The 22,957-nt window shown below is 72.7% G+C and carries 25 protein-coding genes; 17 read left to right on the forward strand and 8 right to left on the reverse strand.

The window, feature by feature from the left end; genetic code table 11:
* Nucleotides 1–109: 109 nt before the first annotated feature.
* Nucleotides 110–1,468: a phosphoglucosamine mutase gene (gene glmM / locus QQS16_RS24960; protein WP_286064080.1), complete on the forward strand. Its 1,359-nt coding sequence runs from the start codon at nt 110–112 to the stop codon at nt 1,466–1,468.
* A gap of 280 nt (nt 1,469–1,748) precedes the next feature.
* On the opposite strand, the gene QQS16_RS24965 is transcribed toward glmM, so the two are convergent.
* Both QQS16_RS24965 and coaA read right to left on the reverse strand, forming a co-directional pair.
* Nucleotides 1,749–2,684, reverse strand: a complete 936-nt coding sequence (locus QQS16_RS24965; RefSeq protein WP_286064081.1) for a DUF389 domain-containing protein — start codon at nt 2,682–2,684, stop codon at nt 1,749–1,751.
* 16 nt (nt 2,685–2,700) lie between these two features.
* Nucleotides 2,701–3,669, reverse strand: a complete 969-nt coding sequence (gene coaA, locus QQS16_RS24970; RefSeq protein WP_286064082.1) for a type I pantothenate kinase — start codon at nt 3,667–3,669, stop codon at nt 2,701–2,703.
* A gap of 185 nt (nt 3,670–3,854) precedes the next feature.
* Between coaA and glmS the strand changes: the two genes are divergently transcribed.
* A complete protein-coding gene (glmS, locus tag QQS16_RS24975; RefSeq protein WP_286064083.1) occupies nt 3,855–5,702 on the forward strand; it encodes a glutamine--fructose-6-phosphate transaminase (isomerizing) in 1,848 nt (615 codons plus the stop codon).
* Here the strand turns inward: glmS and QQS16_RS24980 are convergent.
* Both QQS16_RS24980 and QQS16_RS24985 read right to left on the reverse strand, forming a co-directional pair.
* Nucleotides 5,663–5,878 (reverse strand): DUF397 domain-containing protein, encoded by a 216-nt coding sequence (locus QQS16_RS24980; protein WP_286064084.1) that lies wholly within the window; start codon nt 5,876–5,878, stop codon nt 5,663–5,665. The two genes, glmS and QQS16_RS24980, sit on opposite strands and share 40 nt — an antisense overlap.
* A gap of 8 nt (nt 5,879–5,886) precedes the next feature.
* A complete protein-coding gene (locus tag QQS16_RS24985) occupies nt 5,887–6,723 on the reverse strand; it encodes a helix-turn-helix domain-containing protein (protein WP_286064085.1) in 837 nt (278 codons plus the stop codon).
* A 202-nt stretch (nt 6,724–6,925) separates the two neighbouring features.
* On the opposite strand from QQS16_RS24985, the gene QQS16_RS24990 reads away from it, so the two are divergent.
* From QQS16_RS24990 to QQS16_RS25010, 5 genes are all read left to right on the forward strand, one after another.
* Nucleotides 6,926–7,354 (forward strand): ATP-binding protein, encoded by a 429-nt coding sequence (locus QQS16_RS24990; protein WP_286064086.1) that lies wholly within the window; start codon nt 6,926–6,928, stop codon nt 7,352–7,354.
* On the forward strand, nt 7,351–7,554 hold the full coding sequence (locus QQS16_RS24995; RefSeq protein ID WP_286064087.1) for a hypothetical protein: 204 nt from the start codon (nt 7,351–7,353) through the stop codon (nt 7,552–7,554). Before QQS16_RS24990 ends, QQS16_RS24995 begins: the two co-directional genes overlap by 4 nt.
* A gap of 3 nt (nt 7,555–7,557) precedes the next feature.
* Nucleotides 7,558–8,049, forward strand: a complete 492-nt coding sequence (locus QQS16_RS25000; RefSeq protein WP_286064088.1) for a hypothetical protein — start codon at nt 7,558–7,560, stop codon at nt 8,047–8,049.
* The gene (locus QQS16_RS25005) at nt 8,046–8,417 is read left to right on the forward strand and encodes a holo-ACP synthase (RefSeq protein ID WP_286064089.1); all 372 of its coding nucleotides are present in this window, start codon (nt 8,046–8,048) and stop codon (nt 8,415–8,417) included. Before QQS16_RS25000 ends, QQS16_RS25005 begins: the two co-directional genes overlap by 4 nt.
* A gap of 99 nt (nt 8,418–8,516) precedes the next feature.
* Nucleotides 8,517–8,672: a hypothetical protein gene (locus tag QQS16_RS25010; RefSeq protein WP_286064090.1), complete on the forward strand. Its 156-nt coding sequence runs from the start codon at nt 8,517–8,519 to the stop codon at nt 8,670–8,672.
* Between the two features lie 19 nt (nt 8,673–8,691).
* Here QQS16_RS25010 and QQS16_RS25015 read toward each other — a convergent pair whose 3' ends face one another.
* Nucleotides 8,692–9,870: a hypothetical protein gene (locus tag QQS16_RS25015; protein ID WP_286064091.1), complete on the reverse strand. Its 1,179-nt coding sequence runs from the start codon at nt 9,868–9,870 to the stop codon at nt 8,692–8,694.
* 205 nt (nt 9,871–10,075) lie between these two features.
* Here QQS16_RS25015 and QQS16_RS25020 point away from each other — a divergent pair, with 205 nt between their 5' ends.
* The 5 genes from QQS16_RS25020 (at nt 10,076) to QQS16_RS25040 (ending at nt 15,653) form a co-directional block, all read left to right on the forward strand.
* Nucleotides 10,076–11,509 (forward strand): NAD(P)H-hydrate dehydratase, encoded by a 1,434-nt coding sequence (locus QQS16_RS25020; RefSeq protein WP_286064092.1) that lies wholly within the window; start codon nt 10,076–10,078, stop codon nt 11,507–11,509.
* A 643-nt stretch (nt 11,510–12,152) separates the two neighbouring features.
* Entirely contained in the window at nt 12,153–13,310 is a 1,158-nt protein-coding gene (gene alr / locus QQS16_RS25025) for an alanine racemase (protein WP_286064093.1), read from the forward strand.
* Between the two features lie 258 nt (nt 13,311–13,568).
* A complete protein-coding gene (locus tag QQS16_RS25030) occupies nt 13,569–14,822 on the forward strand; it encodes an alpha/beta fold hydrolase (RefSeq protein ID WP_286064094.1) in 1,254 nt (417 codons plus the stop codon).
* Nucleotides 14,788–15,300, forward strand: a complete 513-nt coding sequence (gene tsaE, locus QQS16_RS25035) for a tRNA (adenosine(37)-N6)-threonylcarbamoyltransferase complex ATPase subunit type 1 TsaE (protein ID WP_286064095.1) — start codon at nt 14,788–14,790, stop codon at nt 15,298–15,300. Before QQS16_RS25030 ends, tsaE begins: the two co-directional genes overlap by 35 nt.
* A 182-nt stretch (nt 15,301–15,482) precedes the next feature.
* Nucleotides 15,483–15,653 carry a hypothetical protein gene (locus tag QQS16_RS25040; RefSeq protein ID WP_286064096.1) on the forward strand — a complete coding sequence of 57 codons (171 nt, stop codon included), beginning with the start codon at nt 15,483–15,485 and terminating at the stop codon, nt 15,651–15,653.
* A 4-nt stretch (nt 15,654–15,657) separates the two neighbouring features.
* On the opposite strand, the gene QQS16_RS25045 is transcribed toward QQS16_RS25040, so the two are convergent.
* Nucleotides 15,658–16,212, reverse strand: a complete 555-nt coding sequence (locus QQS16_RS25045; RefSeq protein WP_286064097.1) for a hypothetical protein — start codon at nt 16,210–16,212, stop codon at nt 15,658–15,660.
* Nucleotides 16,213–16,320: 108 nt separating this feature from the next.
* Between QQS16_RS25045 and tsaB the strand changes: the two genes are divergently transcribed.
* Genes tsaB through QQS16_RS25065 form a run of 4 tightly spaced genes read left to right on the forward strand, consistent with a single transcriptional unit; the run spans nt 16,321 to nt 18,851 of the window.
* Entirely contained in the window at nt 16,321–16,977 is a 657-nt protein-coding gene (tsaB, locus tag QQS16_RS25050; protein ID WP_286064098.1) for a tRNA (adenosine(37)-N6)-threonylcarbamoyltransferase complex dimerization subunit type 1 TsaB, read from the forward strand.
* A 32-nt stretch (nt 16,978–17,009) separates the two neighbouring features.
* A complete protein-coding gene (gene rimI / locus QQS16_RS25055; protein WP_286066442.1) occupies nt 17,010–17,519 on the forward strand; it encodes a ribosomal protein S18-alanine N-acetyltransferase in 510 nt (169 codons plus the stop codon).
* Entirely contained in the window at nt 17,512–18,597 is a 1,086-nt protein-coding gene (tsaD, locus tag QQS16_RS25060) for a tRNA (adenosine(37)-N6)-threonylcarbamoyltransferase complex transferase subunit TsaD (protein WP_286064099.1), read from the forward strand. Before rimI ends, tsaD begins: the two co-directional genes overlap by 8 nt.
* Nucleotides 18,594–18,851, forward strand: a complete 258-nt coding sequence (locus QQS16_RS25065; protein ID WP_286064100.1) for a hypothetical protein — start codon at nt 18,594–18,596, stop codon at nt 18,849–18,851. The genes tsaD and QQS16_RS25065 overlap by 4 nt, the downstream gene beginning before the upstream one ends.
* Here the strand turns inward: QQS16_RS25065 and QQS16_RS25070 are convergent.
* Nucleotides 18,802–19,329, reverse strand: a complete 528-nt coding sequence (locus QQS16_RS25070) for a hypothetical protein (RefSeq protein WP_286064101.1) — start codon at nt 19,327–19,329, stop codon at nt 18,802–18,804. The genes QQS16_RS25065 and QQS16_RS25070 overlap by 50 nt on opposite strands.
* Before the next feature lie 28 nt (nt 19,330–19,357).
* The gene (locus QQS16_RS25075) at nt 19,358–21,670 is read right to left on the reverse strand and encodes a beta-xylosidase/alpha-l-arabinosidase (RefSeq protein WP_286064102.1); all 2,313 of its coding nucleotides are present in this window, start codon (nt 21,668–21,670) and stop codon (nt 19,358–19,360) included.
* 122 nt (nt 21,671–21,792) lie between these two features.
* Here QQS16_RS25075 and QQS16_RS25080 point away from each other — a divergent pair, with 122 nt between their 5' ends.
* Complete coding sequence (locus QQS16_RS25080; RefSeq protein WP_286064103.1) at nt 21,793–22,854, forward strand: LacI family DNA-binding transcriptional regulator; 1,062 nt, start codon at nt 21,793–21,795, stop codon at nt 22,852–22,854.
* The last annotated feature ends 103 nt before the right edge of the window (nt 22,855–22,957 follow it).

Here is a 22,957-nt window from a genome sequence, read left to right on the forward strand (position 1 = left end):
GGATGTTCAGGCATGGAATGCCTGGGATGCGGGAGCCGTGGCGGTGTCCTTGGACGAAGGCGCGCCGCCGGGAACGGCTCCCGTCACTGACGCTTCCTCAGGAGGACAAGTGGGACGACTCTTCGGCACGGACGGCGTGCGCGGTGTCGCCAACGCGGATCTGACGGCGGAGATGGCCCTCGGCCTCTCCGTCGCCGCGGCGCACGTACTGGCCGAGGCGGGCACCTTCGCGGGCCACCGGCCGATCGCCGTGGTCGGACGGGACCCGCGCGCGTCCGGGGAGTTCCTGGAGGCCGCGGTGGTCGCGGGCCTCGCCAGCGCGGGCGTGGACGTCCTGCGCGTGGGTGTGCTGCCGACGCCCGCCGTGGCGTACCTCACGGCCGCACTCAGCGCCGATCTCGGCGTGATGCTGTCCGCCAGCCACAACGCCATGCCCGACAACGGCATCAAGTTCCTCTCCCGCGGCGGCCACAAGCTCGACGACGAGCTGGAGGAGCGGATCGAGGCGGTCTACGAGGAGCACCGCACCGGCGCCCCGTGGGACCGGCCGACCGGTGCGGGTGTGGGACGCGTGCGCGCGTACGAGGAAGGGCTCGACCAGTACGTCGCCCACCTCGTCGGGGTGCTGCCCAACCGGCTCGACGGGCTGAGGATCGTCCTCGACGAGGCGCACGGCGCGGCCTCCCTGGTCTCGCCCGAGGCGTTCACGCGGGCCGGCGCCGAGGTCGTCACGATCGGTGCCGACCCGAACGGGCTCAACATCAACGACGGCTGCGGGTCCACCCACCTCGGCCTGCTGAAGGCCGCGGTCGTCGAGCACGGCGCCCACTTCGGCATCGCGCACGACGGGGACGCGGACCGGTGCCTGGCCGTCGACCACACCGGTGAGGAAGTGGACGGCGACCAGATCATGGCCGTCCTCGCGCTGGCCATGCGGGAGCGTGGAGCGCTGCGCGCCGACACGGTCGTCGCCACCGTCATGTCCAACCTGGGCTTCAAGCTGGCGCTGGAGCGCGAGGGGCTCAAGATCGTCCAGACGGCCGTGGGGGACCGGTACGTGCTGGAGGAGATGAAGGAGCACGACTACGCGCTCGGCGGGGAGCAGTCCGGGCATGTGATCATCTCGGATCACGCGACCACGGGTGACGGCACGCTGACCGGGCTGCTGCTGGCGGCGCGGGTCGCGGAGAGCGGGCGGTCGCTGCGGGAGCTGGCGGCGGTGATGGAGCGGCTGCCGCAGGTCCTGGTCAACGTTCCCGATGTCGACCGGTCCCGGGTCGGGACGTCCGCGGAACTCGCGACGGCCGTCGCGGACGCGGAGCGGGAGCTCGGTGAGACCGGGCGGGTGCTGTTGCGGCCGTCGGGGACGGAGCCGTTGGTGCGGGTGATGGTGGAGGCGGCGGATATCGACCAGGCTCGGTCTGTGGCGGGGCGGTTGGCTGACGTGGTGAAGTCGGCGTTGGGGTAGGTGGGGGGTGGGGTCCCGGTGCGGGGCCCGGTGCGGGGGGTCCGGGTGGCCCCGGTGGCCCGGGTGGCCCCGGTGGCCCGGGTGGCCCCGGTGGCCCGGGTGGCCCGGTGGGCCTGGTCCGCCGGGTTCGGGGTGGGGGTGCTGTAGGGGGCGGGGTGCGGGCTCGTTGTGGCTGGTCGCGCAGTTCCCCGCGCCCCTTGGGGGGAGGCTGGTTGCGGGGTTGCCCGCGCTCCTGGGGGGAGGCCGGTCGCGTGGTTCCTCGCGCCCCTGGGAGGGCGGTCTAGGAAGCTGATCGTTTGCGTTGGGCGGTCCAGAGGGACTTCTGGAGGAGGAGGGTGAGGGTGCCGGCCAGGATGATGCCCAGGAGGTTCAGCAGGAGTTGTTCTGTTGAGCGCCAGGCCTGGTTGGTGTCGGTGTAGATGAGGGCCACGGCCGCGTTGGCGGCGGCGGGGACCGTGGTCACCGAGATGGCCACGCCGACCAGGGCGCCGGACTTGGCGGAGGTCAGGGAGAGGGTGCCGGCGGCTCCGGCGAGCACCGCCACGACGAAGGAGAACCAGTCGGGGGCGTAGATGAAGCCGGTGTTGGGCCGGTCGGCTTCCAACTTGTCCTCGGTGAACAGGCCGACGGCGTCCATGAAGAGGCTGAAGCCGACCGTCACCACCATCGCCACGGCGAAGCCCACCAGCAGGGCGATCAGTGAGCGCAGCGCCAGGCGCGGCGCGCGCTGCACGGCCGCCGTGCAGATGCCCGCCAGCGGGCCGAACTCCGGGCCCACCGCCATCGCGCCCACGATCAGGACCGCGTTGTCCAGCACCACACCGCAGGCCGCGATCATCGTGGCCAGCGTGATGAACGCGAGGTAGGTGACGGAGAGGGTCGACTCCTCGTGGGTCGCCTCGGTCAGGTGCTCCCACAGGACCGCGTCCGCGCCCTCACCGGGTGCGTCCGCCTCGGCCTGGTCGGCGCGCTTGGACAGCGAGAGGTCTATGTTCTCCACGGCGATGGAGCCGCTGCTGTCGAGACCCAACTTCTGTAGCCCGCTGAGGAGTTCGTCACCGGCCTCACGGGCTACGTCGCACATCACCACGTCGCCGGCCGGGTTGCGGGCGGCGCCCGGCATGACGACGAGGTGAGTGGTGCCGACCGTCTCCTCGATCAGGTGGACCACTTCGTCGGTCTTGCCGGACGGAGTGATGAGGCGCAGATGCAGCATGGCCGCAGACTAGCGGTCACAACTTCCGCAGGCTCAGGCGCTGTACCTTGTGGTCCGCTCCCTTGCGGATGATGAGGGTGGCGCGGCCGCGGGTGGGGGCCACGTTCTCCACGAGGTTGGGCCGGTTGATCGTCCGCCAGGTCGTGCGAGCGTAGTCGAGGGCCTCCTCCTCGGAGACCTGGGTGTACTTGCGGAAGTACGAGGACGGGTTCTGGAAGGCCGTCGCGCGCAGCTTCTTGAAGCGGTTGAGGTACCAGCGCTCGATGTCCTCGACGCGGGCGTCGACGTACACGCTGAAGTCGAAGTAGTCGGCGAGACCGACCCGGGTGCGGCCGTCCTTGCCGGGCAGGGCGGGTTGCAGGACGTTCAGGCCCTCGACGATCAGGATGTCGGGGCGGCGGACCGCGAGGCGCCGGTCCGGGACGATGTCGTAGATGAGGTGGGAGTAGACGGGTGCCGTGACCTCTTCCTTGCCCGCCTTGATGTCGGCGACGAAGCGGGTGAGCGCGCGGCGGTCGTAGGACTCGGGGAAACCTTTCCGCGACATCAGGCCGCGGGCTTCCAGTTCCCTGGTGGGCAGCAGGAAGCCGTCCGTGGTGACGAGTTCGACGCGCGGGTGCTCGGGCCAGCGGGAGAGCAGGGCCTGGAGAAGACGGGCCACCGTGGACTTCCCCACGGCGACGGAGCCGGCCACTCCTATGACGAACGGGGTGCCGGACTGGGAGCCCTGTTCGCCGAGGAAGGTGTTCAGCGCGCCTCTGAGACCGTCCGTCGCGCCGACGTAGAGGTTGAGGAGCCGGGACAGCGGGAGGTAGATGTCCCGCACCTCGTCGAGGTCGATGACGTCACCGAGGCCGCGCAGCTTCTCGACCTCCTCGGCGGTCAGCGGCAGGGGCGTCTTCTCGCGCAGCACACTCCACTCTGCTCGGGTGAGATCGACGTAGGGAGTCGCCTCCGGCCTCTGCCGGTGGGCGCTCCGGGGCATCGGGGAGACCGGAGAGATCACAGTCCATTGTTAACGGAGTTTGAACGGGGCGGCGGGTGGGGTCCGTCACCCTCGGCCTTTCGTGGGCAGCGCGCGTGTCGGGGGGTTCGTACGACGGTGGGAATTTCCGATTCCGGGCACGCGGGAGCCCTTTCGGGCCGGACGGCGTGCGTAGGCTGCCGCCCATGTGCGGAATCGTGGGATACGTGGGGTCGCAGTCGGCGCTCGATGTCGTGATGGCCGGACTGAAGCGACTGGAATACCGGGGGTACGACTCGGCGGGCGTCGCCGTGCTCGCCGACGGCGGGCTGGCGGCGGCGAAGAAGGCCGGGAAGCTGGTGAACCTGGAGAAGGAGCTGGCCGACCGGCCGCTGCCGGCCGGGACGACCGGTATCGGGCACACGCGGTGGGCCACGCACGGCGGGCCGACGGACGCGAACGCACATCCGCATCTCGACAACGCGGGCCGGGTCGCCGTCGTGCACAACGGGATCATCGAGAACTTCGCCGCGCTGCGGGCCGAGCTGGCGGAGCGCGGGCACGCGCTGGGCTCCGAGACGGACACCGAGGTGGTGGCGCATCTGCTCGCCGAGGAGTTCTCCTCCTGCGCCGACCTGGCGGAGGCGATGCGGCTGGTGTGCGGACGGCTGGAGGGCGCGTTCACCCTGGTCGCCGCGCACGCGGACGAGCCGGACGTGGTCGTGGGGGCCCGGCGGAACTCGCCGCTCGTGGTGGGCGTCGGGGACGGCGAGTCCTTCCTCGCCTCGGACGTCGCCGCGTTCATCGCCCACACCCGGTCGGCGATCGAGCTGGGCCAGGACCAGGTGGTGGAGCTGCGCCGGGACGGGGTGACGGTGACCGACTTCGACGGCGGCCCGGCCGACGTGCGCGCGTATCACGTCGACTGGGACGCGTCGGCCGCCGAGAAGGGCGGCTACGACTACTTCATGCTCAAGGAGATCGCCGAGCAGCCCAAGGCGGTCGCCGACACGCTGCTGGGGCGCATCGACGCGGCCGGTTCGCTGACGCTGGACGAGGTCCGGATCCCCCTCGGGGAGCTGCGGGAGATCGACAAGGTCGTCGTCGTCGCGTGCGGTACGGCCTTCCACGCCGGGCTGATCGCCAAGTACGCCATCGAGCACTGGACCCGGATCCCCTGCGAGGTGGAGCTGGCGAGCGAGTTCCGCTACCGCGACCCCATCCTCGACGCGCGGTCCCTGGTGATCGCCATCTCGCAGTCCGGCGAGACCATGGACACCCTGATGGCGCTGCGGCACGCCCGCGAGCAGGGCTCCAAGGTGCTGGCGATCTGCAACACCAACGGTTCGACGATCTCCCGCGAGTCGGACGCGGTGCTGTACACCCACGCGGGCCCGGAGGTCGCGGTCGCCTCGACCAAGGCGTTCCTGACGCAGCTGGTCGCCTGCTATCTGGTCGCGCTGTATCTGGGGCAGGTGCGGGGCACGAAGTGGGGCGACGAGATCGGGGCGGTGATCCGGGACCTGTCACAGATCTCCGGCGAGGTCGAGCGGGTCCTGGAGACGATGGAGCCGGTACGGGCCCTGGCGCGGTCGCTCGCCGCGAAGGACACGGTGCTGTTCCTGGGGCGGCACGTGGGGTATCCGGTCGCGCTGGAGGGCGCGCTGAAGCTGAAGGAACTCGCCTACATGCACGCCGAGGGCTTCGCGGCGGGCGAGCTGAAGCACGGGCCGATCGCGCTGATCGAGGACGACGTGCCGGTGGTGGTGGTCGTGCCGCCGGCGCGGGGACGGTCCGTGCTCCACGACAAGATCGTGTCCAACATCCAGGAGATCCGGGCGCGGGGGGCGCGGACGATCGTCATCGCGGAGGAGGGCGACGAGGCGGTGGTGCCGTACGCCGACCACCTGATCCGGATCCCGGCCACGCCGACCTTGTTGCAGCCGCTGGTGGCGACGGTGCCGTTGCAGGTCTTCGCCTGTGAGCTGGCGACGGCCCGGGGCAACGAGGTGGATCAGCCGCGGAACCTGGCGAAGTCGGTGACGGTGGAGTAGGGGCCGCGCTTGAGGGCGTCCACGAAGGTGGTGAAGGCCTCGGTGGGGAAGGCGAGGGTGGCTCTGGCCGGGGTCTTCGAGTCGCGGATGGCTATGTGGGTGGGGGAGGTCGCGATCTCCACGCACTCGTTGCCGTCGCCCGCGCCTGAGTAGGAGGACTTCCGCCAGTTGTCCATTGGGTGCCTCACAGCTCTTTCGTCAGCTTGTGGATGAGTTCGCGTGACCGTTCGGGATCGAGTGCAGAGGCCTCTACGGCACGGAAAGTCGTTCGGTAGGTGTTGAGTTGGGCTTCGGAGTCGATCAGGACTGAGCCATGGGGTGCGTCACGCACGACTGTGTCCAGTTTGGCAACGGGACCACCGACGTACGTCATGGTGCTCCCGGCAGTGGCGAAGCCGTCTACGTCGAACGGGATGACGCGCAAGGTGACGTGGTCTGCTTCGGAGAGCTCAAGGAGCCGGGTGAGCTGAGCATACGAGGTGGCTCGATCGCTGACCCTGATCCGAAGTGCCGCCTCGTGGATGACCACTTCGTGCGGGATCCTGATGCTCTGGCGGGCCATTCGGTGCTGGATGCGCAACTCGATCTCCTGCCTGGTGAGTTCAGGAAGCCTTGACTGGAACACCGCGCGCGCATAAGCCTCCGTCTGCAGCAGGCCAGGCACATACAGGACGGAAACCTGGCGTTCGAACCGAGCATGGTGCTCCAGCTCGGACAGGTCCAGGAACGGGGTGGGCAGCAAACCCCGGTATTCCTCCCACCAACCCCGTGTTCGATCGGTGGCCATCGCGACCAGCGCGTCGATGAACTCCTCATCCGTGCAGGCGTAGTGGGATGCGAGGCGGCGTAGGCGCTCTTCGCTCACCCCTGAGGAGCCGGACTCGATGTGGCTCAGCTGCACGGGGTTCACGCCGAGCAGCGCTGCTGCCTCGCGGGCGCTGAGACCTGCGGCGTCACGGAGTCGCCGAAGTTCGACCGCCAGGCGCAGCTGACGGGCCGTTGGTTCACGCCTGGTCGTCATCGATTGCTCCTCCTCGTGGGAGGCAGATTACGCGATCGACTTGCCCAACCGAAAGATTAACCCCTACCGTCAGTGATGCGACGCACACGCTGCGGAACAGCCGGGATCCCGGAAGCGCACCGCCCCGTCCTGCCATGACGGTGACGGCACTGCCACCGCCCGCCGGCCTCAACCCCCCCCATCATGTGAACGGAGTTCACGCATGCCCGAGAGTGAAAGCGAGAGCGGGACCGAGTCGTGGGAGTACTGCCTGTACATCCCGAACGACCTCCGGGCCGTCACCGTCAGCCGCCGTACCCTCCGCCTGATCCTGACGATGCACGGGCTGATCGGCCTGGTCGACGTCGCGGAGCTGCTCGCCACCGAGCTGGTCTCCAACGCCGTACGGCACACCAAAGGCCCGGCCGCGCTCCGGGTGCGCTGGTCGGCGGGGGTGCTGCGGATCGGGGCCTGGGACGCGGATCCGGAACCGCCCGAGCCGCCCCGGGCGTTGGAGCAGCTCGGCGAGTCGGAGCAGGGGCGGGGACTCGCGCTGGTGCGGGCCTGCGCCGACCTGTGGGGATGGCATCCGCTGGCCAGGCACGGCAACCGGGGCAAGTACGTGTGGTGCGAGCTGATCTCGGCGGCGTGAACGTGTGTCGCCGCTCGATCTTGTTCGTGCTGGAGGTGCGCGGCATTCCCGTGTCGGACAGTGTGCGCGAACGCATCACCACCTGCACCGATCTCGACCGCATGGACGCCTGGCTGGAGCGCTCCCGCACGGTCGAGCGGGCCGAGGACCTGTTCGTCGAGGACCCGGAGGTTCCGGGGGCCAGTCCGGAACAGGACTGAGCGTTGGCCGGTCAGCAAGGCGGTCAGCAAGACGACCCGCAGGGAAGGCCACCGGACGAGCCGCCGGAGTTGCTCGATCTCTACCGGTTCTCGACCACGTGCCTTGCGTTGGGCATCCCTGAGGACAAGGTGGCCGGTGACTTCCTGTTCGGGCTGGAGGGACTCAGGCAGCGCGGAGTTCTGCGCGTCGAGGACGTGGCGCGGGTGCGCGCCGACGCGGTGGGCGAGGGTGAGGAACCCGCGCAGTGGGCCGCGGGCTTCGCCGCCGGGTACCTCTCGGCCTGGGCGGCGGCGGTACTGCGGGTCCTGGACACGCGCGGTGTCGGGTTCTCCAAGGAACTGCACCGGGGCGTCAGTCTGTGTGGCGACGCGGATCTGCTGACCCGTTTTCTGGATCGTGCCCTCACCGCGGCCCATCAGGCCGATCTGGTCACGTCTGGTCACGGGGGAGACGAGCCCGCGATCGGCGGACGGATCGTAGGGTGCTCGGCATGAGCATCATCGGGGTCGGTATCGACGTGGCGGAGATCGACCGGTTCCGGGCGTCGCTGGAGCGTACGCCCGGCATGGCGCAGCGGCTGTTCCTGGAGAGCGAGTTGCTGCTGCCCAGTGGGGAGCGGCGGGGTGTCGCCTCGCTCGCCGCGCGGTTCGCCGCGAAGGAGGCGCTCGCCAAGGCGCTGGGCGCCCCGGCCGGTCTGCACTGGACCGACGCCGAGGTCTACGTCGAGGACAGCGGGCAGCCGCGGCTGCGGGTCACCGGGACGGTCGCGGCACGGGCGGCGGAACTCGGGGTGCGGTCCTGGCACGTCTCGCTCAGCCATGACGCGGGGGTGGCGTCGGCGGTGGTGATCGCGGAGGGGTGAGGTGCCGCGCTGGTGGTGTTGTCTCCCGGTACCGGGGGCAGGCGCTGAGAGCGAGCCGCCGCCCGGGCCGGGGCCCGGGCGGCGGGGATTTTGTCGACGATGACGCTGGGGGTGCCGGTGATCGGCGTAGTGGTGACGTCGGCCGACGGGAAGTACGCTCCCGTCGACAACGGGCAGGACGCGCTGGTGTTTGTCGCAGTCTTCGCCGTGATCGTCGCCGTGCTCTGTGTCGTGTTGCGTGCTCGGCGCAAGTGAGCGGTCGAGGTCGCCCGCGTCAGCAGATCGACTGGGTGCTGTTGACCAGGGTGTTGTTGCGGAACGTGGTGTTCGTGCCGCAGGGGTTCTCGCGGATCGCGGAGTTGGTCACCCTCAGGTTCTGGATCGTGATGTCGGAGTTGTTCGGGAACTCCGAGCGGGCCGCCAGCCGGATCTCGCCGCCGCCGGTGACCGTGCCGCTCTGGGCGGCGATGTTCACGTTGTAGCAGTTCTCGACCAGGATCGCGTTGTTGCCGGTGTTGGAGAGGTTCACCCGGTCGATGACCGCGCCGCCGCTCTCGGACACGCAGAACACGCCGCGTCCGCCGCCGCGGGCGATGACCTCGCCCACGCGGATGTTGGTGGGGTACGAGCTGCCGACCCGGCCGTTGCGGTTGGCCATGCGGAAGGCCGCGTAACCGGTGCCGGCACCCGCGCCGTCCGCGTCGACCTTGGTGACCGTGGCGTTGACGGTCTGGTTGAGCAGCAGGCCCGACTCGCCCACGTTGCGTGCCGTGACCGTGCCGACGGTGAGGCCGTCGACGCCGTACGTCTCCACCGCGTGGCTGGAGGCCCCGGAGACGTAGACGTTGTCGATACGGACGTTGCGCGTCCACTGGCTGGTGTCGCCCCGGTTGTCGATGCGGACGCCGAGACCGCGTGACAGGCGCATGTCGAGCTGACCGAGGACCACGTTCTGCACGTTGCGCAGGAAGACGCCGTACAGCGGACTGCCGGTGAGGTTGAGGTGCTGGACCTCGATGTCCCGGGTGCCGCGGGAGTAGACCGGGGCCTGGTCGCCGGAGCCGGTGCCGGTGACGTTGATGGTGCCGCATACGTCGAGGGCGGTGTAGCTCGGCAGGGATATGCGCGAGCCGGCGGACATCGAGCCCGAGCCGCGGACCACGACGCGTTCCTTGGCGGTGCGGCCGGCGGTGAGGCTGTTGACGGCCGCCTGGACGGCGGCGCGCAGGTCGGTGCCGGTGTAGACGGTGCCGCTGCCGCGGCGGGCGGTCCAGGTACTGCCGCTGAGGACCGCCTCGGCCTGGTAGGAACCCTCGCCGCAGGCGGCTGCCGCGCCGACGGGGGCCGCGGGCGCGGTGGGGGCCGCGGTGGCGATGCTGGGCGCGGTGAGGGCGCCGGTGGCGAGGAGGGCGACGGTGCCGGAGGCGGCGATGAGTGCGGCTCTGCGTCCCATGGGGTCCGTCCTGTCGTCGAAACGATTCGACTGAATCGATTCATGTGTGGGGGGCCGTGAGTGTGGCAACGGGGCGGCACCGCGTCAATGGCTGTGGCGTGAGCGGCCTTTCACGTCGGTGACGGGACTTCGATCGGGGGTGGGTCCCTGATGTCCTGTCCGGGCCCGCGCCTGCGTCAGCGCGTTCTGCGGCAGACTCGAACGCATGCGTACTGCGTACAGCGTGGAGACGGTAAGGGCGGCCGAGCGGGAGCTGATGGGACGGCTTCCGGACGGGGCGCTGATGCAACGCGCGGCGGCCGGACTCGCGGCGGCCTGCGCGGAGTTGCTGGGGAAGGTCTACGGCAGCCGGGTCGTGCTCCTGGTGGGCAGCGGCGACAACGGCGGCGACGCCCTGTACGCCGGGGCCCGGCTGGCGCGCCGGGGCGCCGGGGTCACGGCGGTGCTGCTCACGCCCGGGCGGGCCCATGCCGGAGGGCTGACCGCGCTGCGGCGGGCGGGCGGGAGCGTCGCCGGGGTGGACAAGGGCGAGGAGCTGATCGGCCGGGCGGACCTCGTCGTCGACGGGATCGTCGGCATCGGGGGTGAGGGCGGACTGCGGCCGGACGCCGTGCCGTTGGCCGCCGCCGCGGAGCGGTCCCGGGCCGCCGTCGTCGCCGTCGACCTGCCGAGCGGGGTCGACGTCGACACGGGTCAGGTGCACGGGGCCGCCGTACGGGCCGACCTGACCGTCACCTTCGGGACGCACAAACCGGGGCTGCTGGTCGACCCGGCGCGGGAGTACGCCGGGTCGGTGCGGCTCGTCGACATCGGGCTGGAACTGCCGGACACACCCGCACTGGAGGCGTTGCAGCACGCGGACGTGGCGCGGCTGCTGCCGGTGCCGGGGGCGGAGAGCGACAAGTACCGGCGGGGCGTCGTCGGGATCGCGGCCGGCTCGGCGCGGTATCCGGGGGCGGCGGTGCTCGCGGTGTCGGGGGCGCTGCGGGGCGGCGCCGGGGCGGTGCGGTACGTGGGGCCCGCCGGTGACGCGGTCATCGCGCGCTTCCCGGAGACGCTCGTGTCGGACCAGGGGCCGCGGAAGGCGGGGCGTGTGCAGGCGTGGGTCGTCGGACCGGGCGCGGGGGACGACGCCGGGACGGTGGCCGAGGTGCTGGCGGCGGACGTGCCGGTGCTGATCGACGCGGACGGGCTGCGGCTGGCGGACGCGGAGGCGGTGCGGGGGCGGGCGGCGCCGACGCTGATGACTCCGCACGCCGGGGAGGCGGCGGCGCTGCTCGGGGTGGCCCGGGAGGAGGTCGAGCGGGCCCGGCTGGACTCGGTACGGGAGTTGGCGGGGCGGTACGGGGCGACCGTGCTGCTGAAGGGGTCGACGACGTTGGTGGCCGATCCCGGGGGAGGGGCGGCGGTGCGGGTGAACGCGACGGGGACGTCCTGGCTGGCCACGGCGGGGAGTGGGGACGTGCTGTCGGGACTGACGGGGTCGTTGCTGGCGGCGGGGCTGTCGGCGCGGGACGCGGGGAGTGTGGGGGCGTATCTGCACGGGCTGGCGGGGCGGTTGGTGGCGGATGGGGCGCCGGTGGGGGCGCATGACGTGGCGGGGGCGATCCCGGGGGCGTGGCGGGATGCGCGGCGCTGAGTTCGGGGCCGGTAGCCGGTAGCCGGTAGCCGGTAGCCGGAAGTCGGAGCCGGAGGCCGGGAGCCGGAAGTCGGAGCCGGAGGCCGGGAGCCGGAAGTCGGAGCCGGAGGCCGGGAGCCGGAAGTCGGCAGCCGGAGGCCGGGAGCCGGTAGCCGGGAGCCGGAAGTCGGAGTCGGAAGCCGGGGGGTGGAAGTCGAAGTCGGAAGCCGGGAGCCGGAAGCCGGGAGCCGGAAGTCGGAGTCGGAAGCCGGGGGGGTGGGAGACGGGCCTCGGGTGGGGGAGCGGGGGGCGGGCCTCAGGTGGGGGAGTGGGTGAGTGAACGGGGCGGGTGGCTGTGGGGGCGGGCTCGGGTTCGATCCGCCCCCGCCGCACCTACCCGTCCCGTCCCCGAGGGCTGCCGCCCCCGGACCCCCGCTTCGGCCCTGAAGGGCCGCCGTCCTCAAACGCCGGACGGGCTGGAGGCGACGCCGGACGGGCTGACAGGGCGCCGCTCGGCGGAAAGGGTGACCCTGCCGCGCGGCGACGCCGGCCTGTGCGGGGCCCGCGTTTCTGTGATCGCATGATCAGCGGACCTGCGTCCGCACACGGGGGGGCGTAGGCGTCCGGAGGCGCTGGCGGACCCCTCTGAGACACTGGGGGCGCGATGAGTGAGACAGCAACCCCGCCGAGCGCGCCCCTGCGCGCCCGCGCCGAGATCGATCTGGCCGCCCTGCGGGCCAACGTGCGGACCTTGCGCGCCCATGCGCCGGGAGCGGCCCTGATGGCCGTGGTGAAGTCCGACGCGTACGGCCACGGGGCGGTGGCGTGTGCCCGCGCGGCGGTCGAGGCGGGGGCGGGCTGGCTGGGTACCGCCACGCCCGAGGAGGCCCTGGCGCTGCGGGCCGCCGGGCTGCCCGGGCGCGTCATGTGCTGGCTGTGGACCCCCGGCGGGCCCTGGCGGGAGGCGATCGAGGCCGACCTCGACGTGTCCGTCAGCGGGCTGTGGGCCCTGGACGAGGTCTGTGAGGCGGCCCGCGCCACCGGGCTCCCCGCGCGCGTGCAGCTCAAGGCCGACACCGGGCTGGGCCGGAACGGCTGCCAGCCCGGCGAGGACTGGCACGCGCTGGTCGGCCGGGCCCTGCGCGCCGAGCACGAGGGGCTGTTGCGGGTCACCGGGCTCTGGTCGCACTTCGCCTGCGCCGACGAGCCCGGGCATCCCTCCATCACGGCCCAGCTGACCCGTTTCCGGGAGATGGTGGCGTACGCGGAGGGGGAGGGCGTACGGCCCGAGGTGCGGCACATCGCCAACTCGCCCGCCACGCTCACCCTGCCCGAGGCCCACTTCGACCTCGTCCGGACCGGGATCGCCGTCTACGGCGTCTCGCCCAGCCCCGAGATCGGCCACCCCGCCGACTTCGGGCTGCGTCCGGTGATGACGCTGTCGGCGTCCATGGCGTTGGTGAAGCGCGTTCCAGAGGGTCACGGCGTCAGTTACGGGCATCACTACGTCACGCCGGGCGGGACGACCCTCGGTCTGGTGCCCGTCGGCTACGCGGACGGCATCCCCCGGCACGCCTCCGGGTCCGGCCCGGTGCTGATCGACGGCAAGTGGCGGACCGTGGCCGGCCGGATCGCCATGGACCAGTTCGTCGTCGATCTGGGCGGTGACGAGCCCGGGGCCGGCGCGGAGGCCGTGCTCTTCGGGCCCGGCGACCGCGGTGAACCCACGGCCGAGGACTGGGCGCAAGCCGCCGGGACCATCGCGTACGAAATCGTCACACGCATCGGAACCCGTGTTCCCCGCGTCTATGTGAATGAGTGACAAGTCGCTGTGAACCGGCGGCAGGACGGGTAACCGCACGGGGACACGGACACCCAGTGCCTCCGGCACCATCCGTACGCCGACCGGGCCGGCGCCACCGGACGGCACCAGCGGTACCGAACGGCGCCAACGGGTACGGACGGGATATCACCAGCACCACCAGCACCGCCAGAACCACCAGCACCACAGGCACTACCGGGATCATCGGCATTCACCACAGGCATCACCGGCCCAGCAGTCGGCGAAGAGGAGCGGTACGTGAGCGAGAGCAGCGCGGAGGTCGTCGCGAGCGTCGCGTCGGCGGCCGTCGCCTCCGCTGCCGAGGGGGCGACCGGCGGATGGCGCAGGGCCACCGGCCTCGCGGGCGCGGCGATAGGGGTGGTCGCCGCGGGCGCGGCCGCCGGCGTCGCTCTGGAGCGGCTCACCGTCGGCCGCGGGATGCGCAGGAAGGCCCAGCTCGCGCTGGACTCGGCGGGACCGTACGGCGCCCTGCGCGGCATGCCCGGCAAGGCGTACGGCGACGACGGCACCGAGCTGTACTACGAGGTCGACGACGTGGAACCGGAGGGCGGGCCGGAGCCCCGGCGGCGCCGGCTCTTCGGACGCAAGGCACCCGCGCCCGTGACCGTCGTCTTCAGTCACGGCTACTGCCTGAGCCAGGACTCCTGGCACTTCCAGCGGGCGGCGCTGCGGGGCGTGGTGCGCACCGTGCACTGGGACCAGCGCAGCCACGGGCGGTCCGGACGGGGCGTGGCCCAGGTGCAGGACGGGGTGCCGGTCAGCATCGAGCAGCTCGGCCGGGACCTGAAGGCCGTCATCGACGCCACCGTGCCGGAGGGGCCGATCGTGCTGGTCGGGCACTCCATGGGCGGGATGACGGTGATGGCGCTGGCCGACCAGTACCCCGAGCTGGTCCGGGAGCGGGTGGTGGCGGTGGCGCTGGTGGGGACGTCGTCCGGGCGGCTCGGCGAGGTCAACTTCGGGCTGCCGGTCGCCGGGGTCAACGCGGTACGGCGGGTGCTGCCCGGGGTGCTGAAGGCGCTGGGGCAGCAGGCGGAGCTGGTGGAGAAGGGTCGGCGGGCCACCGCCGATCTGTTCGCCGGGATCATCAAGCGGTACTCCTTCGCGTCCCGGGACGTCGACCCGGCGATCGTCCGGTTCGCCGAGCGGATGATCGAGGGCACGCCGATCGACGTGGTCGCCGAGTACTATCCGGCGTTCAACGACCACGACAAGACCGAGGCGCTCGCCCTCTTCCAGGACATGCCGGTGCTCGTACTGGCCGGGGTGGGGGACCTCGTCACGCCGAGCGAGCACAGCGAGGCCATCGCCGACCTGCTGCCGGAGGCCGAGCTGGTGCTCGTCCCGGACGCCGGGCACCTGGTGATCCTGGAACACCCCGAAGTGGTCACCGACCGCCTCGCCGACCTGCTCACCCGCGCGGGTGCCGTGCCGGCAGGAGCTACCGTAAGTGGCTATGGAAGCACCAGCGGCGCCGCACGACCCGGCTGAGACCGAGCTGACCGTCACCTCCCCCGAACAGATGCGGGAGCTAGGCCGAAGGCTCGCCAAACTGCTGCGCGCGGGCGACCTCGTGATGCTCACCGGGGAGCTCGGCGCGGGCAAGACGACACTGACCCGGGGACTGGGTGAGGGGCTCGGGGTCCGGGGTGCCGTCACGTCCCCGACCTTCGTGATCGCCCGGGTCCACCCGTCGCTCGGGGACGGTCCGCCCCTCGTGCACGTCGACGCCTACCGGCTGGGCGGCGGGCTGGACGAGATGGAGGACCTGGACCTCGACGTCTCGCTGCCCGGGTCGGTGGTCGTCGTGGAGTGGGGCGAGGGCAAGGTCGAGGAGCTGACCGACGACCGGCTGGAGGTCGTCATCCACCGGGCCGTCGGCGACACCACCGACGAGGTGCGGCACGTGACGCTGACCGGGCGCGGCGAGCGCTGGGCGGCGGCGGACCTGAGTGTGCTGTCGGCGTGATGAAGAGCCCCGGTCGGGTCCTGCCGGTGCGAGGTGATGGCGGTCCCCGGGCCGGTCCATGAATGTTCCGACAAGACGTCGGCAAAATATTGCGTTCTGCGTCTTCGGCGTGGTCACATGGTACCCACTTCGTAGTTAGGTCTACCTAACTACGCCCGCCCCCCGAACTTCAGGAGGCGTCCATGTCGGCCACCGAGAGCAAGCCGGAGCCGCGGTCCCCCGCGGTCGTCGCCGGCGTGTCCATGCGCGACCTGCTGGCGTCCTGCGCCGCGGCGGACGCGGTGTCCACCCCGCCCCGCCTGCCGGACCCGCAGACGGCGCGGCCCGTCCGGGAGCACCGCGAGGCCGCGTAGCCGGTCAGCGGATCACGACGACCTTCTCGCCGATCGTCGCGAACCGCCACATCGCCTCGCCGTCCGCGCGGGACTCGCGGATGCCGCCCGTGCGCCCGCCCCGGCCGGGGTTCGGCCGCGGGCCGGCCACCGCCGCGCTGAAGCCGATGGACACGCCGTCCACGCTGGTGAAGCGGACGACGTGTTCGATGGGCGTGCCGTCGGTACCGATGATCGACTTCGAGCGGGACGTGACCGCGTAGGTGCCCGGCTTCGGGTCGACGGTCCCGGGGGTGACCTCGAAGGTCCGCTCGACCTTGTTGCCCGCTCGCACCAGCCACACCCGGTCGTCGTCCACCGAGTACACGACCCGTGCCCCCGCGCCGGAGGCGGCGGGCAGGGCCGCCGGGTCGCTCCGGTCCCGGGAGGCCTTCGGTGCGGCCGCCGCGGGCGAGCTGCTCGCGCCCGGCCGGCCGGGGCCGGCCGGGACGCTCGCGGCGGCCTGGTAGGCGAGGAAGCCGACGCCCGCGACGGCCGCCACGGTGAGCCCGGCCACGAATCCGGCGCTGCTGCTTGTCACGGTCTGCCACCTCTGTGTCGTACGCCGCGCTTCGTGGCGAAGGTAGCAGCAGGTGGCCGCCCGGCCGGGACGTCCGTGCCGGGCGCGGGAGAGCCGTAGGCTGTTTGCGTGCTCTTGCTCGCTCTGGATACCGCCACCCCCGCCGTCACCGTCGCGCTGCACGACGGCACGGACGTCATCGCCGCGTCGAGTCAGGTGGACGCGCGCCGGCACGGGGAGCTGCTGCTGCCGGCCGTGGACCGGGTGCTCGCCGAGGCCGGTCTGAAGCTCGACGCGCTCACCGGCATCGTCGTCGGCATCGGTCCCGGCCCCTACACCGGACTGCGCGTCGGTCTGATGACCGCCGAGACCTTCGGGCTCGCGCTCGGCGTCCCCGTGCACGGCGTGTGCACGCTGGACGGCCTCGCGTACGCCGCCGGCCTCGGCACCGGGCCGTTCGTCGTGGCGACCGACGCCCGGCGCAAGGAGGTCTACTGGGCCGAGTACGCCGACGCGCGCACCCGCCTCACCGACCCCGCCGTGGACCGGCCCGCCGACATCGCCGACCGGGTCGCGGGACTGCCCGCCGTCGGCGCGGGCGCGCTGCTGTACCCGGACACCTTCCCGGTCGCCCACCCGCCCGAGCACGTCTCCGCCGCCGCCCTCGCGGCGCTGGCGGCCGAGCGGCTCGGCACCGGCGGGGCACTCCCCGCGCCCCGGCCGCTGTACCTGCGCCGGCCCGACGCCCAGGTCCCCAAGAACTACAAGGTGGTCACCCCGAAGTGACCGAAGCGAGCGTGACCCCTCGACTGCGCGAGATGCGCTGGTGGGACATCGACCCCGTGCTCGAACTGGAGCGGGACCTCTTCCCCGAGGACGCCTGGTCGCGGGGGATGTTCTGGTCCGAACTGGCCCACTCCCGGGGCGCCGAGTCGACCCGGCGGTACGTCGTCGCCGAGAACGGTGACGGGCGGATCGTCGGATACGCGGGACTGGCCTGTGCCGGTGGACTGGCGGACGTGCAGACCATCGCCGTCGCCCGCGACCACCAGGGCACCGGCCTCGGCAGCCGGCTGCTGGCCGAGCTGTTGCGGGCCGCCACCGCCTTCGAGTGCGCCGAAGTGATGCTGGAGTGCCGGGTGGACAACGTCCGCGCCCAGAAGCTCTACGAGCGCTTCGGCTTCACGCCCATCGGCTTCCGGCGCGGCTACTACCAGCCGGGCAACGTGGACGCGCTCGTGATGCGCCTGGCCGTCGCGGCCGACAGCGGCCCCGCCCCGAGCGCCCCCTCCGCACCCGACGTACAAGGAACCGAGATCCATGGCTGACGAACCCCTGGTCCTGGGGATCGAGACCTCCTGCGACGAGACCGGTGTCGGCATCGTCCGCGGCACCACCCTGCTGGCCGACGCGATCGCGTCCAGCGTCGACGAGCACGCCCGCTTCGGCGGGGTGGTGCCGGAGGTCGCCTCCCGGGCGCACCTGGAGGCGATGGTGCCGACCGTCGAACGCGCGCTGAAGGAGGCGGGGGTGAGCGCGAAGGACCTCGACGGCATCGCGGTCACCGCCGGTCCGGGGCTCGCCGGCGCCCTGCTGGTCGGTGTCTCCGCGGCCAAGGCGTACGCCTACGCGCTCGGCAAGCCCCTCTACGGTGTCAACCACCTCGCCTCCCACATCTGCGTGGACCAGCTGGAGCACGGCGCCCTGCCGGAGCCGACGATGGCCCTGCTGGTGTCCGGCGGGCACTCCTCCCTGCTGCTGTCGAGCGACATCACCTCCGACGTCCGGCCGATGGGCGCCACCATCGACGACGCGGCCGGCGAGGCCTTCGACAAGATCGCCCGGGTGCTGAACCTGGGCTTCCCGGGCGGCCCGGTCATCGACCGGTACGCGAAGGAGGGCGACCCGGCGGCGATCGCCTTCCCGCGCGGCCTGACCGGCCCGCGCGACGCGGCGTACGACTTCTCCTTCTCGGGGCTGAAGACGGCCGTGGCCCGCTGGATCGAGGCGAAGCGGGCGGCGGGGGAGGAGGTGCCGGTGCGGGACGTGGCGGCCTCCTTCCAGGAGGCGGTCGTCGACGTGCTGACCCGCAAGGCCGTGCGGGCCTGCAAGGACGAGGGCGTCGACCACCTGATGATCGGCGGCGGGGTGGCCGCCAACTCGCGGCTGCGGGTCCTCGCCCAGGAGCGCTGCGAGGCGGCCGGGATCCGGCTGCGGGTGCCGCGGCCCAAGCTGTGCACGGACAACGGGGCGATGGTGGCCGCGCTGGGCGCGGAGATGGTCGCCCGCAACCGGCCGGCGTCCGGCTGGGACCTGTCGGCGGACTCCTCGCTGCCGGTGACGGAGCCGCATGTCCCGGCCCACGACCATGCGCACGAGGCCGGCGAGGGGAACCTGTACCCGTGACGGTCGCCCTGATGTGGGAGGCCAGGGCGGCGGAGGGGCGGGGCGCGGACCTGCTGGCCTGGGCGCGGAGCCAGGAACTGCCCGGGGCGCCCCTGCGCCGGGAGACCTTCCGGGCGCCGGGGGACCGGGTGCTGGTCGTCACCTGGTGGGACGCGGACTACGACGCCGCGCTGCCCGAACTGCCGGAGCCGGCGGGCGACCTGGTCACCCGGGCGGTGCACCGGTGGCGGTTCGAGTCGGTGGCGGTCCGCTGACCGGGGAGCAGGACAGCTTCCCGGGGTCGTCCTCGTCGTGCCCCCGCCACAGCAGCACCCCGTGCCGGCGCTCCCAGCGGGCGGCGACCAGGCTGTCGGTCAGCCAGGACAGCGCCCGCCACACGAGGAGCAGGACGAGGGCGGGTTCCCACAGGAGGGTCACGGCCAGCGACAGGACGAGGAATCCGGCGAACACCCGCGGGCGGACCGGCCGCCGGCGCAGGGAGTCGCCCTCGGGGGGCGGGCCCGCCAGGGGAACGGCGGCCTCGTACTCCCGTGCCCTGCCGACCCACCTGAGCCGGGACGCCTTCACCGGCGCCCACAGCCCCACGACGACGACCAGCACGGCGCAGGGCAGCCACCACCTGCCGGACGGCTCCGGAAGCCCGCGGACCGCGTACAGCACCACCGCCGTGACGGCCAGGGCGGCCGCCGCGGCGATGGCCGCCCGCAGCTCGTCGTGCACGTACCGGCTCATCGCGTCCCCCGTGCCCCCGGCGCCGGGCTCACGCCACGCCGGACACCTCCGCCTCGCAGCGCAGCCTGCGGTCCGGCCCCGGTTCCCGGACCGGTCCCGTGAGGGTCAGCCGGGCCGTGTGCCGCACGTCGGCGCTCGACACCGCCAACCGTAGTTCCAGCGAGCCCGGTTCGACCACCCTGCGGCCGGAGCGGTCGGTGAAGGCCGAATGGTCCGCGTGGAAGCGGAAGGTGACCCGGCGGCCCTCGCCCGGCTCCAACTCCAGCCGCTGGTAACCGATCAGACGGACGTCCGGGCGGGTCACCGAGGCCACCGGGTCGTGGAGGTAGAGCTGCACGACCTCGGCACCCGCGCGGTCGCCCGTGTTGCGGACCGTCACCGACACGTCGTACGAGCCGTCCGTGCCGATCGTCGCGGGTTCCGCGCCGCCGGTGCAGTCCTCCCAGGTGAACTCCGTGTACGCGCGGCCGTGTCCGAACGGGTACAGCGGGGTCGGGTCCAGGTTGCTGACCTCGCCCGCCAGGCCCAGTGGGGGCTGGAGATAGGTCCAGGGCTGGCCGCCGGGGACGTGCGGGACGCTCACCGGGAGGCGGCCGGAGGGGTTCACGCGGCCCGACAGCACCCCCGCGACCGCCGGGCCGCCCTCCTCCCCCGGGAAGAACGCCTGGACGACCGCGGCGAGCCGGCCGTGCCAGCGGCCGAGCGCGTAGGGGCGGCCGGTCAGCAGCACCAGCACGACCGGGACGCCCGTCGCCACCAGCGAGTCGAGCAACGCCGACTGCGCGCCGGGCAGGCGCAGGTCGGTGGCGTCGCAGCCCTCGCCGGAGGTGCCCCGGCCGAACAGGCCCGCCCGGTCACCGAGCACCGCCACGCACACGTCCGCCTCGGCGGTGCGGGCCACCGCCTCCTCGAAGCCCGTGGTGTCCGGCTCCGAGACCCCGCAGCCCTCCGCGAACGTGACCTTCGCGTCGGGCAGTTCGACGCGCAGCGACTCCAGCAGCGTCGGGATCTCGATGCCCGTCGCCACCTCGGGGTGGTGCGTGAGCACATGGGAGGGGAAGGAGTAGCAGCCGAGCATGGCCAGCGCGTCCGCCGCGCGCGGGCCGACCACCGCGATCCTGGTGTCCGGGGCCAGCGGGAGCAGACCGTCCGGGTTGTCCAGCAGCACCACCGACTCCTCGGCCAGCCGGCGGGCCAGCGCGCGGTTCGCCGCCGAGTCCAGGCTGATCCGGCCGGCCGGCTCCGGCGCCCAGTCCTCGTCCAGCAGGCCCAGTTCGCACTTCTGGAGCAGGACGCGCCGGGCCGCCCGGTCGACCAGGGCCTCGGGGACCTCGCCCGCCCGGACCGCCTCCAGGAGCGGTGTCCCGTAGCACTTCACGGTGGGGAGCTCGACGTCGATGCCCGCGGCGAGCGCCGCGTGGGCCGCCTCCGCCTCGGTCCCGGCCACCCGGTGCAGGGTCCGCAGGAAGCCGACACCGAAGTAGTCGGCGACCACCGTGCCGGTGAACCCCCAGGCGTCCCGCAGGAGTTCGGTGAGCAGACCCGGGTCCGCGGACGCCGGTACGCCGTCCGTGTCGGTGTACGCGGCCATCACCGAGCGGGCGCCGCCGTCCCGCAGGGCCATCTCGAACGGCGGGAGGGTGACGTCCGCGAACTCCCGGACGCCGGCCCGCACGGGGGCCAGGTTGCGGGCGCCGGCGGAAGCGGCGTACCCGGCGAAGTGCTTGAGCGTGGCGACGATCCCCGCCGACTCCAGACCCCGCACATAGGCGGAGCCGACCGTGCCCACCAGGTACGGGTCCTCGCCGATGGTCTCCTCGACCCGGCCCCAGCGCGGATCCCGTACGACGTCCAGGACCGGGGCGAGGCCCTGGTGGACGCCGACCGAGCGCAGGTCCTGGCCGATGCGGCGGCCCAGCTCCTCGACCAGCCCGGGGTCGAAGGTGGCGCCCCAGGCCAGCGGGACCGGGTAGGCGGTGGCCTGCCAGGCGGTGAAGCCGGCCAGGCACTCCTCGTGGGCGAGCGCGGGAATGCCGAAGCGGCCGGCCTCGACGATACGGCGCTGGGCGCGGGCCAGTGCCTGCGCGCCCAGCGCCGGGTCCACGGGCGCCGTGCCGAAGGGGCGGGTGAGCTGGCCCAGGCCGTGGGTGATCAGCTCGTCCCAGTCGAAGTCGGCGGTCATCTCGCGTTGGAGGGGTGCGACCCCGTCGCCGTCCGTGCTGGCGCCCACCCAGACGCCGTAGAGCTGGGCGGTCTTCTCCTGAAGGGTCATCCGGGAGAGGAGGTCGTCGACGCGGGCGGCGGCGGGCAGAGCGGGGTCACGCCAGGGGGCGGTGGTCATGAAACTCCTGTCGGGGTGGAGGGCCCTCTCGCGAATGTTTCGAGATGCAAGTCGAATGTTTTGGGAACCTAGGCCGGTGGGAGGGGTTCGTCAAGAGGTCGTGCAGGGATACGATCGCCGCCATGACACCCCCGGAGCCCGCTGAAACCCGGACGACAACCCCCCCGGCCGCACGGTCCGCGCAGACCGCGACGCTCGCCGAGATCGCCCGTGAGGCCGGCGTTTCGGCGCCGACAGTTTCGAAGGTCCTCAACGGCCGCGCCGATGTCGCCCCGGCGACCCGCAGCCGGGTGGAGGAACTCCTGCGCGCCCACGGCTACCGGCGCCGCCGCGCCGAGGCCAGCCGGTCGCCCCTGATCGACCTGGTCTTCCACGAGCTGGAGAGCGCCTGGGCGATGGAGGTCATCCGGGGCGTGGAGAACGTCGCCCGGGACGCCGGGCTGAGCGTGGTGCTCAGCGAGAGCGCCGGGCGGCTCACCCCGGGGCGCACCTGGGCCGACCAGGTCGCCGCCCGCCGCCCGCACGGCGTGATCCTCGTGCTGTCCGGGCTGGACGAGTCCCAGCGCGCCCTGCTGAACAGCCGCTCCATCCCGTTCGTCGTGATGGACCCGGCCGGCGACCCGGGCGCCGACGTGCCCTCCATCGGCGCCACCAACTGGCAGGGCGGGCTCGCCGCCACCCGGCATCTGGTCGACCTCGGGCACACCCGCATCGGCGCGATCACCGGGCCGTCCCGGATGATGTGCAGCCGCGCCCGCGTCGACGGCTACCGGGCCGCCCTGGAGACCGCCGGGCTGCCGGTGGACCCGGGGCTGATCGTGGCCGGCGACTTCCACCACGAGGCCGGCTACCGGCGGGGGCTGGAGCTGCTGCGCCGGCCGGACCGGCCGACCGCCGTCTTCGCCGGCAACGACCTCCAGGCGCTCGGTCTGTACGAGGCCGCGCGCGAGCTCGGGCTCAGGATCCCGGAGGACCTGAGCGTGGTCGGGTTCGATGATCTGCCGGTGGCGCCCTGGGTGGGCCCGCCGCTGACGACCGTGCGGCAGCCGCTGACGGAGATGGCGGAGGCGGCCGCGAAACTGGTCCTGGACCTCGGGCGGGAGGAGGGCGCCGCGGCGGCGACCCGGGTGGAGCTGGCGACGAGTCTGGTGGTGCGGGCGAGCACCGGAGCGCCCCCGGCGTGACCGGTGCGGCTCGGGTGGCCGGAAGTCGACGTATTGACGGGTGGGGCGGGTCCGCCCACACTCCTCCGAAGTCAATCGGTTGGACGACCGAAACTTTCGGAGG

Origin of the sequence: Streptomyces sp. ALI-76-A (assembly GCF_030287445.1) — a bacterium.
GTDB lineage: Bacteria > Actinomycetota > Actinomycetes > Streptomycetales > Streptomycetaceae > Streptomyces.